Annotated in this window: 17 protein-coding genes and 5 pseudogenes; 1 reads left to right on the forward strand and 21 read right to left on the reverse strand. The window is 47.2% G+C overall.

What is annotated here, in order from left to right; translation table 11 throughout:
• Positions 1-44: 44 nt before the first annotated feature.
• Positions 45-938, forward strand: a complete 894-nt coding sequence (gene lgt / locus OGM81_02365) for a prolipoprotein diacylglyceryl transferase (protein UYJ44014.1) — start codon at positions 45-47, stop codon at positions 936-938.
• 109 nt (positions 939-1,047) lie between these two features.
• On the opposite strand, the gene OGM81_02370 is transcribed toward lgt, so the two are convergent.
• The 21 genes and pseudogenes from OGM81_02370 to OGM81_02470 form a co-directional block, all read right to left on the reverse strand.
• Complete coding sequence (locus OGM81_02370; GenBank protein UYJ44015.1) at positions 1,048-1,836, reverse strand: DeoR/GlpR family DNA-binding transcription regulator; 789 nt, start codon at positions 1,834-1,836, stop codon at positions 1,048-1,050.
• 66 nt (positions 1,837-1,902) lie between these two features.
• On the reverse strand, positions 1,903-3,078 hold the full coding sequence (locus OGM81_02375) for an iron-containing alcohol dehydrogenase (protein ID UYJ44016.1): 1,176 nt from the start codon (positions 3,076-3,078) through the stop codon (positions 1,903-1,905).
• Positions 3,079-3,086: 8 nt separating this feature from the next.
• Positions 3,087-3,569 (reverse strand): 6-phosphogluconolactonase, encoded by a 483-nt coding sequence (locus OGM81_02380; GenBank protein UYJ44017.1) that lies wholly within the window; start codon positions 3,567-3,569, stop codon positions 3,087-3,089.
• Positions 3,570-3,671: 102 nt separating this feature from the next.
• Positions 3,672-3,968 (reverse strand): annotated as a pseudogene (locus OGM81_02385) (protein CapI).
• 2 nt (positions 3,969-3,970) lie between these two features.
• Positions 3,971-4,120: pseudogene (locus tag OGM81_02390) on the reverse strand (glycosyltransferase family 4 protein).
• 141 nt (positions 4,121-4,261) lie between these two features.
• Positions 4,262-5,224 carry an Rpn family recombination-promoting nuclease/putative transposase gene (locus OGM81_02395; protein ID UYJ44018.1) on the reverse strand — a complete coding sequence of 321 codons (963 nt, stop codon included), beginning with the start codon at positions 5,222-5,224 and terminating at the stop codon, positions 4,262-4,264.
• A gap of 206 nt (positions 5,225-5,430) precedes the next feature.
• The gene (locus OGM81_02400) at positions 5,431-6,273 is read right to left on the reverse strand and encodes an ImmA/IrrE family metallo-endopeptidase (GenBank protein UYJ44019.1); all 843 of its coding nucleotides are present in this window, start codon (positions 6,271-6,273) and stop codon (positions 5,431-5,433) included.
• Entirely contained in the window at positions 6,273-6,650 is a 378-nt protein-coding gene (locus OGM81_02405) for a helix-turn-helix domain-containing protein (GenBank protein ID UYJ44020.1), read from the reverse strand. Before OGM81_02405 ends, OGM81_02400 begins: the two co-directional genes overlap by 1 nt.
• Before the next feature lie 165 nt (positions 6,651-6,815).
• Positions 6,816-7,442 carry a DUF4316 domain-containing protein gene (locus tag OGM81_02410; GenBank protein ID UYJ44953.1) on the reverse strand — a complete coding sequence of 209 codons (627 nt, stop codon included), beginning with the start codon at positions 7,440-7,442 and terminating at the stop codon, positions 6,816-6,818.
• A gap of 65 nt (positions 7,443-7,507) precedes the next feature.
• Positions 7,508-7,882, reverse strand: a complete 375-nt coding sequence (locus OGM81_02415) for a nucleotidyl transferase AbiEii/AbiGii toxin family protein (GenBank protein UYJ44021.1) — start codon at positions 7,880-7,882, stop codon at positions 7,508-7,510.
• The gene (locus OGM81_02420; protein UYJ44022.1) at positions 7,863-8,501 is read right to left on the reverse strand and encodes a DUF6088 family protein; all 639 of its coding nucleotides are present in this window, start codon (positions 8,499-8,501) and stop codon (positions 7,863-7,865) included. The genes OGM81_02415 and OGM81_02420 overlap by 20 nt, the downstream gene beginning before the upstream one ends.
• Positions 8,502-8,657: 156 nt before the next feature.
• Positions 8,658-9,182 (reverse strand): DUF4316 domain-containing protein, encoded by a 525-nt coding sequence (locus OGM81_02425; GenBank protein UYJ44023.1) that lies wholly within the window; start codon positions 9,180-9,182, stop codon positions 8,658-8,660.
• Positions 9,183-9,196: 14 nt separating this feature from the next.
• Positions 9,197-9,835 (reverse strand): annotated as a pseudogene (locus OGM81_02430) (hypothetical protein).
• A 2-nt stretch (positions 9,836-9,837) separates the two neighbouring features.
• Positions 9,838-10,353: pseudogene (locus OGM81_02435) on the reverse strand (GDP-mannose 4,6-dehydratase).
• Positions 10,354-10,802: 449 nt separating this feature from the next.
• Positions 10,803-11,000: a hypothetical protein gene (locus OGM81_02440; GenBank protein ID UYJ44024.1), complete on the reverse strand. Its 198-nt coding sequence runs from the start codon at positions 10,998-11,000 to the stop codon at positions 10,803-10,805.
• Entirely contained in the window at positions 10,984-11,394 is a 411-nt protein-coding gene (locus OGM81_02445) for a BrnT family toxin (GenBank protein ID UYJ44025.1), read from the reverse strand. The genes OGM81_02440 and OGM81_02445 overlap by 17 nt, the downstream gene beginning before the upstream one ends.
• 145 nt (positions 11,395-11,539) lie before the next feature.
• The gene (locus OGM81_02450) at positions 11,540-11,854 is read right to left on the reverse strand and encodes a helix-turn-helix domain-containing protein (GenBank protein ID UYJ44026.1); all 315 of its coding nucleotides are present in this window, start codon (positions 11,852-11,854) and stop codon (positions 11,540-11,542) included.
• Between the two features lie 60 nt (positions 11,855-11,914).
• Positions 11,915-12,241: a hypothetical protein gene (locus OGM81_02455; protein UYJ44027.1), complete on the reverse strand. Its 327-nt coding sequence runs from the start codon at positions 12,239-12,241 to the stop codon at positions 11,915-11,917.
• A 61-nt stretch (positions 12,242-12,302) separates the two neighbouring features.
• A pseudogene (locus OGM81_02460) lies at positions 12,303-12,590 on the reverse strand (glycosyltransferase family 4 protein).
• A gap of 223 nt (positions 12,591-12,813) precedes the next feature.
• Entirely contained in the window at positions 12,814-13,446 is a 633-nt protein-coding gene (locus OGM81_02465; GenBank protein ID UYJ44028.1) for an Rpn family recombination-promoting nuclease/putative transposase, read from the reverse strand.
• Between the two features lie 103 nt (positions 13,447-13,549).
• Complete coding sequence (locus OGM81_02470; protein UYJ44029.1) at positions 13,550-13,933, reverse strand: hypothetical protein; 384 nt, start codon at positions 13,931-13,933, stop codon at positions 13,550-13,552.
• Between the last annotated feature and the right edge of the window lie 4 nt (positions 13,934-13,937).

A 13,937-nucleotide genomic window follows, 5' to 3' on the forward strand; every position in this document is an offset into this window, starting at 1 on the left:
CTCGGCACCGCAGTTATTTTTCACTTTCCTCAGGAGGTCTTTTTATGAATCCCGCCAATTATTCCGTAATTTCCTTTCCCGCTCTGGGGATCAGTCTGAACCCGCCCCGGGGATTTTCCGTCGGGCCGCTGTATATCCACTTCTACGGGCTGATCATTGCCTGCGGGCTGATGCTGGCGGTATACTACGCCTGCAAGCGCAGCCGTCAGGCCGGGTTGGACGAGGATACCCTGCTGGACGGCGTCCTGTGGGTCACTCCCTTCACCATTCTCTGCGCCCGGGCGTACTACTGCGCTTTCTCCTGGTCCCTGTATAAAAATAACCCCATTTCCGTGCTGTACATCTGGGAGGGTGGGCTTGCCATCTACGGCGGCGTGCTGGGCGCGGCCATTGGCGTGGCGCTGTTCTGCAAAATCAAAAAGTGTTCCCTCCCTGCCCTGCTGGATCTTGTGAGCCTCGGCTTTCTGATTGGGCAGTCCATGGGATGCTGGGGCAACTTCTTCAACCGGGAGGCCTTCGGCGCCGCCACGGAGGGCTTCACCCGCATGGGACTTTACAATACCGTCACCGGCGTGACGGAATACTACCACCCCACCTTTCTGTATGAATCCGGGTGGAATCTCATCGGCTTCGTGATCCTGCACTTCCTGTCGAAGAAAAAGAAGTACGACGGAGAAATTGCGCTGGGCTACTGCGCGTGGTATGGCCTCGGCAGAACCATGATCGAGGGACTGCGGATGGACAGCCTGTACTGGGGTCCCTTCCGGGTCAGTCAGGTACTGGCCGCCGTCAGCTGTATCGCTGCCACCGCCGTTCTCCTCGTGCAGCACTTCCGCCCCCACGACCCGGCAAAGCTGGCAGTCAACCGGCTGGCAGCCGCGGAGAAAGCAAAGGCAGAGGCGGCAGCCGCCCCGGAGGAAAACCCGGAACAGCCCTGACATACAGGCGCCGTGAAACTGTTCCGGAAAAATGCCGTGTTGGGATATAACCACATAAAAAGGCCCCGCCGAACTGGTTCAACGGAATCAGTCCGGCGGGAAATTTTTGTTACAAATTGAAGCTTCTTGGTTCCGGTGCCTTGATGACCCGAACCCCGGCGGAGGTGTACTGTCCACACACGGCATCATCCGTGAGCCAATCCGTTACCAGTACGTTCAGATTGGAGGTCGGGCAAATGCAGTTAGCGGCGGTCTGGTTGAATTTACTGAAATCCGCCACACAGATCACCTGATCCGCCCGACTGATCATTTCCCGCTTCAGAGAGCCGATCACGAAGGAATGGTCCGTAACGCCATAGCGCAGGGACACGCCCGCCGCACCCAGAATGATCTTGTTTGCATGAAAGTGCATCAGATCGCTGCTGGCAATGGCACCGGAGGTCAGGGGCTCTCCCCGGGTCAGGGCACCGCCCAGCAGAATCGCGCCGCAAAATTCATTCTTGACCACCTCGCAGGAAAGCTGGACGGCGTTGGTGATGACGGTGACCCGCTTGTTCCCGGCCGCAATGCAGCGCGCCACCTCCATCAGGGTCGTGCCGCCGTCCAGAAACAGGGTGTCTTCGTCCTCGATCAGGTTATACACCGCGGCGGCGATTGCTCGTTTCTGGGCTGCGTGGGTCACCTCCCGGTTATAGTAGGAGGGTTCCGGACTGTAAATCGTGCCCAGAACCGCCCCGCCGTAGACTCTGCGCAGATTTCCGGCCTTTTCCAGCTCCTCCAGATCCCGGCGAATGGTTTCCATGGACACGCCCAGCCGCTCTACAAGATCCGCGGCACGCACAATTCTGTCCCGGTTGATCAGCTCAAGAATATACTGCTTTCGTTCATTCTGAAGCATCCTGACTCTCCCTGTTTTCTCTTTGCTCTGATTATACTTCCGATTCCGTGGAAAAACAAGGGGAACTTACGAGTTTCCCTGAGCCATCTCCAGAATCTTCACCAGATCCTCCTTTGTCAGCTTACGGAACCGTCCTTTGGTGGGGGATTTATAGACGGCCTGTTCTGCCAGCCTCTCCATCACTTCATGGGACATATTCAGCTGCGCCGTGGACACAGGCAGTCCCAGCCGGATAAAGAACTGCTCCAGCCGGTAAATGCCCTCCTGAATGATATGCTCCTCGTCATAATCCGGATAATCCACATGAAAGACCCGGCGGGCAAACTGGGTGAATCGTGCCGGATAGCTGGAATATACATAGCGCATCCAGGAGCCGGTAATCATGGCAAGTCCCATGCCGTGGGGAATATCATACTCCCCGGAAATCTCATGCTCGATCCCGTGGCACGCCCAGTCCCCGATCCGTCCGGTGTTCAGCAATCCGTTCTGTGCCAGCGTTCCCGCCCACATCAGCTCTGCCCGGGCATCATAATCCTCCGGATGCTCCATGGCTCTGGGCGCATAGAGAATCACGGTCTGCATCAGTCCCTCCAGCATCCGGTCCGTCACATCCGCCTGCTTCACCTGAGTAAAATACCGTTCCATCAAGTGGGACAGGATATCCGCTGACCCACAGGCGGTCTGCCTGGGAGACACGGAGAAGGTATAGTGCGGATCCAGAATGGAAAACTTCGGAATGTTGATCTCACTGTCAAAGCTTCGTTTCAGCCCTTCCGGCATTTTGGTGATCACACAGCTGTTGCTCATTTCAGAGCCGGAGCCAACTGCCGTCAGAACGGTTCCGATGGGTAGAGACCGGGTCGCCGTCTCATAACGCTGAAGCACATTCCACACATCTCCGGAGTAAGGAATGCCCACGGCAATTGCCTTTGCGGTATCAATGACGCTTCCGCCGCCCACTGCCAGAATAAAGCCGATCTGCTTCTCTCTTCCGATGGCAATGCCCTGATAGACAAGATCCATCTTGGGATTGGCCTCCACGCCGCTGATTTCGGTAAAGCGGATTCCATCCCGGTTCAAAATAGTGACAATTTCATCATAAAGGCCCATTTTCCGAATGCTGCTCTTTCCGTAAACCAGCAGGATATTGTCGGAATATGCCCGGATCAGTTCCCCCAGCCTGTCCAGCTTTCCGTCGCCGAACAGGATCCGGCAGGGGTTGTAGAACTCAAAGTTTTCCATACCGTTTCTCACACCCTGTAAATGTCAGATGCCGCTGCCTGATCCATCACCACCCGGGCAATGGGGCTGCGCTTGATATTGGTAACCGGGAATTCGTTGGAAATGGGGGTCTCCATGAACTTCTTCACAATGGGGGCCTTATGGGCTCCGTTCAGGATCACTACCAGATCCTTTGCTTCAAAGATGTTTTTATAGCCCAGCGTCAGGCCCCGGGTCAGGGTCACGGGAGTGCCGTTTTCAAAGTACTTGGAGGATACCTCCCGGGTCTTGTTGGCAAGGGTCGCCACATGCGCACCCAGCGTCAGATCTACGCCAGGCTCGTTCAGCGCCACATGGCCGTTCATGCCCACGCCCAGAATCATGTAGTCAATTTTCCCGTTGTCGTCAATGTATTTTTCGATTTCCCGGCATTCCTTCTCCGGATCGGCGGGATTAGAGTTGAACATCCGCATCCGGCTGCGGTCCAGATTGATGCCATTCCCTGTTTGCACTAGCTCCTTCCACCCAATACCCTTTTTTTAACCGGGCTATTTCTACTTCCTGCTTTGCCACCAGCAGCCGCAGACGTTCCACCTCTGACAGCGACTTCTTCATTATTTGTAGAACTTTGCGTACCACTCAGCGAACTTCCGCAAACCCTCGCGCAAACTGGTAGAGGGCTTATATCCGAAATCACGCTCCAACGCACTGGTATCTGCATAGGTCACAGGTACATCACCCGGCTGCATCGGAACCAGCTCTTTGTGTGCCTCGAAGTCATAATCTTCCGGCAGAACCTTTGCACGAACCAGCTCCTCGCTCAGAATCTGCACGAAGTCCAGTAGGTTCTCAGGGTTCTGATTACCGATGTTGTAAACTGCATACGGCGGAATCGGCAGACCATCTTCACCGTTCCATGGACGGTAACAACAACTCTTTTCCCAAACATCTTCGGCAGCCATGCAAAGAATGCCGGCCCTTCGGCATGGATGTGCACCACATCGTATTTTCCAAATGCACTATAAAGTGCCGCAAATGCGGAGGAGCTGACTGCAGCAAGTCCGCCCGATGTCAAGTCTTGGACAACTTTTTTCACAAATAAATTTGAAAAAGGCGCAAAAAAATAAGCCCCACAGGGCTTTCAATCGGTTTTGAACCAATTTGAGCCTTGTAGGGCTTATCTGTTTTCTATATTCTGTTTATCTTATACCGCCTGCAAAGGAGTATTCTCCATTACCTTTTCAAACTGTTCGACAGTCATTTTTGCTTTTTCAGCAGCACGTTCCAGCTTCAAATCTCCATCTCGAACAAGCTGCACGAGCATCCTGAGTTCGCCTCGCTCTTCGCTTTCATTCATCATTTCCTCAACAGCTTTGCACACATCAATCACCTCCGCGCCCTCTGGAATATCCAGCGGTGTATTCGTAACTGCTTTAATAACCCTCGCCGCGTTCGCTTCTATCAGCATACGCGGATTATCAGTCAAAAATTCAGATAAGCGTTTCTTATCTTTGGAATATTTAATATACCCAATTACCTCTCTCAGACTTGAAGAGAATCTTTCCAAGTCCTCCGCGCTCAGCTTTGCAGGGTCGATCAGATGAATCTGATAGTCCTGCACAAAGTTCAAAAGATTCTTATTTTTAACCGCCATCATCTCATGGAGTGACAACGGCCCATCCCATTCATTTGCGCCAAAGTGAAGCACAAGTGTGATAACAGGCGTAATCTTATCTTCCTTGTAGAATCCAGAAAGATATTCACCACGGCTATGCCCTTTTGAATCTCCATCACTTGCGCGATGCTTGGCTGCAATATCAGCCACCTGTTTGCCGTACTGGAGAGCATCATAAATGATATTTCTAACGGGCATTGCATAATGAATGTCAGTCTGATTTTCGATTCCCAGTAAAATGTATGCAGCCTCATCATCCTGTTTAATGATTGCTGATTTCAGCACATCACGGTATTTCTGAACTGCTTCTTCTGGCTGCTTTCCCTCTTCATCCTGTGATCCAAACGGTAAAGCGATCTCCGTAGTATCCAGTTCTTGCAGTTGTTTAGGGTCTACAACCGCCTCACCGCCATAAATCAAGTAATTAAACGCATCTGCAAACACAGAATTATCTTTCATATAGGCTTTAGTCACGGTATCAGCTAATCCCATTGGCTTACACCTCCTTGTCGTAGTCAATAGTAGCTTTGTCCGCCATTGTAATTCTATCTTACCATAAACCGCCCATCATATCAAGCTGTGCAACTCCCTCAAAATCCTTAAATTTTTACGAACAGTTGTCCATAATATAACATTGTCGCTAATGTTATATCATGGACAACCGCTTGATGCTCCTCCCCTGCCGTGCTATACTTATCCTATACAAAATCATCAAGAGGGAGTGCATCCAAGCCGTACTCTTTTTTCAGTTGAGTAAGGTAGGCCACATCTTCTTTTTCTCTGGATTCCGTCAGATACTCATGCTGTCTGTTGTACTCAACTTTCTCAAGGAGTGTGCCAAAAGATTCTGTTCCTTTGCCATCGAGCTGCCAGCGTTTTGCTTTACCTGTCAGCGATACTCTTTCCATTACGTCCGCAGAGCCTATCTCCAGCAGCTTTTCAGCCTGCTGATGAGATATGTTCCCACTTTCAAACAAACGCAGTACAACTGCCTTATAGGGCATAGCGAACATATCCATAAGCATCAGGACAGAATCTACCGTAACCAAATCTTTATCAAGCCCATACAGCAGAATCTGCTCATGGATCAGTTGATCCGGCATCAGAAGCAGCCCTGCAAAGGCATTTGCTTCCAAATCCTCCTGTGTTCTTCCTGTTTCATCACCAGTTGCCGAATCCAGCATAGAACCATTTTTTATATAGCTCTGGTCTGCATTTTCCACATAGCAGTAGATATGATACAGTTCATGCGCCGCAGCAAAAAACTGTTTACAAAGCGGAAGTGCTGTATTTACGCACACAAAAATCGTATCCTGCTTCAAAAAAGTCAACGCCCATAATTCATCATCATGGATCGGGTAACGAAGCATTTCCAGCGCGATTTCTTTCTTTCTGGCATAGTTCTGTATGACAGCAAAGATATTATCCTTGATAATTGAATTGCCGACATACTCTGCCGAGAACTGTCTGACGATGGATTGGATTTCATCAAATTTCTTGTTTTGGCTTACAAAGAGGCTATCTTCCAGAACATTGTTCATCACTTATCCTCCCAGGGCTGCTCCATCTTTTTGCCATTCTCGCACACCCTAGTATGGAACAGAATCATATCAGACAGTTCATCCGCAAGCTGGATTCCCTTTCTTGCTTCCTCAGTTTTAACACGCCCCATAAACGCATGAATCACATTCGTGTCCATCGGCTTTTCCGGCATCTTCATCAGAGAATCCATCGACACATGGAGATATTCAGAAATTTTATGAAGTTCAATCGCGTTGATTGCTCTTGCACCATTCATGATTTTGCTCATTGTCTGCCTGGAGACTCCAATTCCTTCTGCCAGATCAACTTGCTTTTTGTTTTCTTTTTTCAGTTCATCCTGAATGTTGTTTGCAATTATCATATTTACATCCAGCATATAATCGCCTCCTATTCTTGTACTTATATTATACGCTCTCTCGCCAAGAATATCAATCATTTGGAAACTATTTTTGAGTTTCATAATATTTTGTTTCCGTTTCGGTTACAAAATAAGAGTGGTGGCTCTTTTTATGGAACCACCACTCTGCACTGCATCGGATTTTTAATTTTTCCGGCTTCTTTCCTGCTGCTGTTGCTGTTGGGGCTGACTTTTCTGTTTTCGCTCTTCCAACTTGATGTGCAGGCGGTCAAGGACCGAAATCCGATTTCCGATGATACGCGGTTTCTTCGGATTATTGTTGACACAGCCATCAATCATGTTGTAATTCTGCTCTGTGCCAGATTCCTTGGCACGTTCTGCGGTGCCATTCGCCAAAAATTTCTGGTAATGCAGCAGTTCCGGCTTTTGTTCTCGAAGAAACTTCTCGATTTTCTTCATAACCGAACTATCAAATCCGTAAATCGTCTGCGCCACCAAAACTCCGCTGTCATGAAGAATAATATCCGGCCTTTGCTTTTTTGTCTGTTCACAGACAAGCTGCACAAATCTTTGCTCCTGAACATTCTTTTCGTCAATGACTTTCCATGTATCTGTTTGTCCTTCTATCTGATAGCCACCCTCATTCAAAATCAGGCAGCTACCCTCAGCTTTTGGTGCCAGAAAGCCATTGAACTTTACCAGTGCTTCTTTGTCCACATAGTAAAATGCGGTCTTTCCTGCCGCTGTGATTGCGATAACGTCACTGACACCAAATTTTCTGATTTTGAATGGAAACCAAAGAGTCAACATCAACAGCTACGCCATCTGTTTCTGCCCCAGTTGCAGTTTTTACAATATTCTTGGTTTCCACAACCTCAGTCAAATTGTTCTGGTCGTCCATAGCGATTATAATCACGGCGGCTTCTGGTTTCGTCCAGATTCTCAATCGTCATTCCAAGTTCTTCTGCCGACTCCACGATTGCCTGCTTTATCTTTTTCTTTTGCCCTTGTGATAGCAACGTATCAATCGTAATATCAATATCTTCAGAAAAACGGCGAATCACTTTATGACACTTGCTCAGTGATGTGCCGCCCTTAAAAACGATATACGGCATCCTCTGCGCCAAAAGCCGCAGCAACATCGTAACATAATAATCTTTTTCGATTGCCTGTACCATAACACCAGTCTGCTCATAAGCCAAGTCAATCGCATCCCGGAATTGTTCTCTATCACTGTGCAAGTATGCCATTATAAATCACCCTCGTTTCTACCAGATTTTTGTATAGCTTATCCGGGTAATAAGAAAAATACGGTTCCATTTCCGAAAGGCTCAAACTTGCATCGCTCATATATTGGTACAAACGTTCCTGCAAAGGCTTTCCCGTAACTTCGGAATACACATCTACATCTTTCAGCAAATCAAGAAATTGCAGCACCTTATAATTGGATTCTGTCACTGGCACTTTCGGCTTACGAACGATCACCCGCGACTTTGCCAGAGATGTTTCCCTGTATTCATTCGTAGCCTTATTTGATACAACTTCATATAACATCGGAACCTGCGTAGTCAGCCCCATCTGGTTAAAGAACATCAAACCACTCACATAGCCGCATCGCTTATCCTTATCTCTTAGATATTTACATTCCAACACTTTTTCTGGTGGAAGCTGTGACCCTGATTTGAAAATCGTTTTTTTCGGCAAGAAGTAAACTCCATTATCAAACCGCTTTACCTTTCCAGCATCCGTGAGTTTTTTTATCTGTTGTCGAAGGTTGGCGCGACTCATACCTTCAATTTGAAGCTCAGCAAGGAAAATCGGCTCATTCGGTTTGTAGTTTTCTAAAAGATACTCATATAATGTTTCCATACTGCCCTCCATTCACATTTTAGTGTTTTATATTTTCTGTTCTGTTATTATTATACTCGTGATTTTCAAAAATATCAAGACATCTTCGTTTTCCACACAAAAAAAGAGTGGCGGCTCCTTGTTATAGGAACCACCACTCTGCGTTATAACGGATTTTTAGTTTTTGCGGCTTCTCTCCTGCTGCTGTTGCTGCTGTCCCTGTTCTTTCCGCTTTCGCTCCTCCAGTTTGATATGCAGCCGATCCAGCACTGAAACTCTGTTGCCTATGACACGCGGCTTTTTCGGATTGTTGTTGCAACAACCATCAATCATATTGTAATTCTGCTCTGTGCCAGACTCCCGCGCCCGTTCATACGTTCCATTCGTCAGACACTTTTCATGTTCTGTCATATCCTGCTGTTTCTTTTCAGCGCGGCGAACATACTCTGTAATAGTAGCCCGGACATTTTCAAAGCCGTTCGGTGCCTCTGTCACAAATACACCTTTACCGTCTACCACGATTGGAGAGACAGCATCTCTACGCTGCTCATTCCGCATCATAAAGAAGCAGGCACCCTCTACAACTTCACTATCATACGGGAGCCATGTTCCTGTTTTTCCATCAACCTGGTAATTGGGAACCATGAGGGCAACAACATTTCCGGCAGAGTCTATATCCGTAAAACCGCCAAACTCGACCAAATCGTCTCTATCGACATATCCAGAAACTCGGCCAGCACCTTATCCGTCAGTTCCGGGGCAAGGATGTTCAGGTATGATGCAGCACCGTAGGTGTCGCCCATCATAAAGTCCTTGCCGCTTTTGAACAGGAAACTGGTCGGGGCAATGAAGTCCTTGGTGGTCATGCCGCTCTGCAGGATGCGGTCATAGCTGAAGTCGAACTTCTGCTGTTCCTCCTGATGAAAAGTTTCGTACATGATCTGAAGCCGTTCCACGCCGTTCAGCGGGTAGGCTTTCACGCCCAGCACCTTGAAATTATTGAGAATATCGGTTTCAATACGCTCCAGCCGGGGCTTTGCTTCCCGGACGCTTTTTGCTTCGATGCTGAACGTGATGTACTTCGTCCGAACCAGACCGTTATTGCCCTTGGCAAGCTGCTGTCTCAACATCTGCGCATATTCCATACGCACATCATCGAACTGGTCGTGCTGCGGCTCGATCTGGATTACCTTGTTGTACTCGCTCATATCGCTTTTGTGGTTGATGAACGAAAGCTGAAAGCGGATGCTGGCATCGAAATAGTTGAGGAAGTCGCACCAGCTTTCAAAGATGGTGTTCTTATCCTCGTTCTGTGCCAGCTGGTAGTTAATGTCGTAGAATCGGACGGTTTTGGAATCAGCTCATTGGATTTCTTAGTGGCCGCATACAGCGATACCGGGTTATCCACCTTGTCATCCGTGCTATAAGGCACTTTTTTATTGCTACCATACACGGAAGAACTGGACGCATAGACCAAATGCTCTACCGGGGTATGTCCCTCATCGTAAGAATGGCGGCAGGCTTCCAGAATGTTATAGAAGCCAATCAAGTTTGCTTCCACATAGGCATCAGGGTTCGTAATGGAATAGCGGACACCCGCCTGCGCACCGAGGTTCACTACGATTTCCGGCTTATACTGCTCAAAGATAGATTCGATCACAGCCTTGTCTGCCAGATTGCCTTTTACGAAACTGAAATTTTCAAACTGTTCCAGTTCGTTCAAACGGGCTTCTTTCAGGCGCACATCATAGTAGTGGTTCATGTTATCCAGACCCACGACCTTCACACCCTCCACTGTGGAGAGCAGCCGCCCTGCAAGGTTCGAGCCGATAAATCCAGCCACACCTGTGATGAAAACACTCTTGTTTTTCAGATCAATTTTGGTTTTATTTTCCATCATAATTTTTCTTATCCTCCCTTGTTGAATCCCCTGCTTATTTCATTGCACGACAACAAGCCTGTATACAGATTGCAGCAACAATCTATACGCAGGCTTGCCTTCGTACCTCCTTATTCTGTTTTCTGCTCTATCAGCTTTCGCTGTGGTGGGTTAAGTATAGAGCGCAACCAGAAGCCATTAACCCCTGAAAACACGCTAGCCCTAGCGCACCATGACAAGCAGAAACAAGTTGAGGTGAAAAGGTCAAGCCGCGCAAACCCGCATGAATTCAGGCTTTTTTCTGGTTGTCCATATGCGGTTGTCAAGCAAGGAACAAAAAAATTTGCAAAAAAATAAGCCCTACAAGGGTTTCAGTCGGTTCCGAACCGATCTGAGCCTTGTAGGGCTTACTTGCGCTCTATACGTTCTTTTCTTGATTGTGATTATGCTCCATGGGCATCCATTCTGTTACGCGGCGGATTAACTCTTCTAAATTTAACCGCCCGCTCAGGTGTAGTTTCAGGGCAATCCGCATCAAACGTGATTGGCATTTTCTTTGCCGCTTCCAGTTCTGCGAGTTCTTCTTTTGTAAATGCAAGTTCCTGTTTCAGTTCCATAGACATTTCACTCGTTTTTACCATAATAAAGCCCCCTTTCAAATTCGGTAGCCATTCGTGCCGAAATCAATCTTGTCACATCTGTTTTTGTACCGCTTTCTTCAATTCTTACTCGTTCAGTATATACAACAAATAGTATTTCATTCACCTTTCCGATGAACTGATCTATATTGCCAATCAATGCACCCTCTGTTTTTTGAGAAATCCGTCCAGCAGAAGTATCGCCTATGGTGTTATATCGATCTTCGTCATAGCTATGATCCTCATCATAAAACTCGATTCGGTCATAGTCAAAGAAGATACGCGCTGCACTCTTAAATGAAATTCCGTGTTTTTTAATATTTATCTGATTTTTATTATCATCGTATTCAAAGGCCATTCCTCCCAGTGAGAAACTAACCATCCTGTTATCTTCCATCGGCCTCACCGCCTCTCTCCGAGCTTCATAATCTCCCTATTATGTTTTCATCTTACCATAAAACGCCTTGCATATCAAGCTGGCAGATGTAAACTTTTCAACATAGATTTGTCCATATTGCTCTTTCTTGGCATCATGCCGTCCTTTAAATCGATGACTTTTTTCTGCTGGCAATCCCTTTGCCTCTCATTGTCTTCACTTCTTCTTCAAGGTAATAGTCACCATGATAGAATTTAGAAACATCCATATCAAGAGCTTCAATTACCCGACAGGCCAAACCAAAAGAGGAAGTCAAAATATTTCTTTCCCCAGATTCCAGCCTTTGATATTGACGTAAAGTTATATTGGCTCGATCAGCAACCTCTTGTTGCGTCAGCCTTAATATTTGTCGTTTTTCCGATAAGACAGCCGCTGCCGTTGGAATTATCGTTTGAAAGCCATCTAAAATTCCGGCACTCATAGTATTAGCTCCCTTCATCACGTCCATTTGGACGTATTATACGACCAAATGGACGTGATGTCAAGTTGTACACTTTTGAGGCGAGAGGGCACTTTGTTCATCTTTTTCAAGCGAAATGATAACTGCATTTTTCTCGGCATCATACCGTCCTTTAAACTGATGGTCTTTTCCTGCCGCCAGACCATTTGCTTCCAGCAACACCTGAATGAACTGTATTCCGTTAATCATCATCCGACACTGCCCATCGGTCAGTAGCCTGCCCGGGACCTTAAAGGACATGGGATGCTCCGCAGCACACGGCGTGATTGCAATAGCCTTCCGATCTTTCCTCTGCAAAACGCAGATATAGGCTGGACTTCCAAGAACACGAATAACATCTTTTCCCACATTCATTCTCCGACTTTCAGCCGGAATTGTCACCAGCAAATTCATAATTCGTCCCGACTTCATGCCTTTCCTTAAAATAGTTCTGCACTCCTTTGCTCAGAACAATGACCTCGTCCGCATATTTCGCAGCATTTTTTTCGCCTTGGTGGATAAACTTAGAACCAAGTCCTGATTGCCATTTCTCGCGCTGCCAATCAATGCCATGGACGGTAACAACAACTCTTTTCCCAAACATCTTCGGCAGCCATGCAAAGAACGCCGGTCCTTCGGCGTGGATGTGCACCACATCGTATCTTCCAAATGCACTACAAAGTGCTGCGAAAAAGGAAGAGCTTACCGCTGCAAGTCCCCCTGATGTCAAGATAGGGACAAAAAATTTCTCAAAAAAAGCAAAAAAAATAAGCCCCACAAGGCTTTTCTGACAATTCTTTGAATCATCAGAGCCTTGTAGGGCTATCCGTTATCTTATGCTATTTTGTTTTCACACTGCCTGTAATGGGGTGTTCTCCATTGTTTCCTTAAACTGCTCAACTGTCATTTTCGCTTTTGCCGCAGCACGCTCCAGCGGTAAATCACCCTCGAACAAGCTGAACCAGCATCCGAATCTCGCCAATTCCGATGCCTTCGATTCTGCCTTCCTGACGGCCTTCTTCACGACCTTCGGCTCTTACGCCTTGACTAAGATTGCACACTTCAAGCACCTCTCTTTCCAGTTCTTCGCCCATTGCAACGCCAAACTCTTCTTCCAGAATCTTCTTTTTCTCAGAACCTGATCTTGTGGAAGATAACAGCACTTCCATAAATTTCAGGATTCCCTTATGATTCTCTGTCCCTGGCTTGCCTAAACAAATCATTACGACACTCATCAAATCATAGTTTTCGGTTTCTTCCTGCGCTTCTCCAATTAACTGTTCGGGTTTGATGGAGTACCGGGTAAGCGTGTTCTCAAAACCATCTGACGGCTGAGTACAAATCCAGATGGAGTAGACCTTGCGAATCTTCCCATATTCAGATTTTGTAAAAATCGGGCCGTGCTGTACAGAAATCATTCTGCTACAATAATAGATTGCCCGTTTCGTCAATGGGTATCCCGGCTTGAATTTTGTCTGTGCTTCCACATTGATAATCAGACGAATGACTTCTTCCTGTTCTGTGCTGTCCGCAGATTTCGGTGCGATTGCGTCAAAGCGAACATCGTAAAACAATGTTCCCTCGGTCAGCGTAGAATGGAGTTGTCCATATTATTGCATTCTTCGCCACTGTTATATCATAGGCAACTAATTATTTCAGAACCAACTAATGTGAGATTCACATTTCAGTTAGTACTCTCCCGTTTTCTATCTGCATTGCATCCATTATCTTAAACGAAACAAGTCGCTGCTGTGGGAAAGCTCTTCCGAGCAGCCGATAGGACATTTTCTTGTCCCACCCAGAATCCCCGTAAATCATGCGAACCAATGCCATACACTTGATTTCGCCGCTATTGGATTCATCCAGTTTTCCCACACGATGCGCTCCTGCTTCTTCTGCTCCACACGCCTGTACAGCTATCTGTTTCATTTTGCGATTATACAGAAACCGATAGTGTGACGGCCATTCTAACGCTTCCAGCGTTTTTCTGAAGACCGTGATTCGTCCCTCTTCCTCGCAGAAACTCATACCAAGTCCTGCCTGTTGTTCTGTTTTCTGCATACGC

This window comes from Oscillospiraceae bacterium, from assembly GCA_025758045.1.
GTDB lineage: Bacteria > Bacillota > Clostridia > Oscillospirales > Ruminococcaceae > Gemmiger.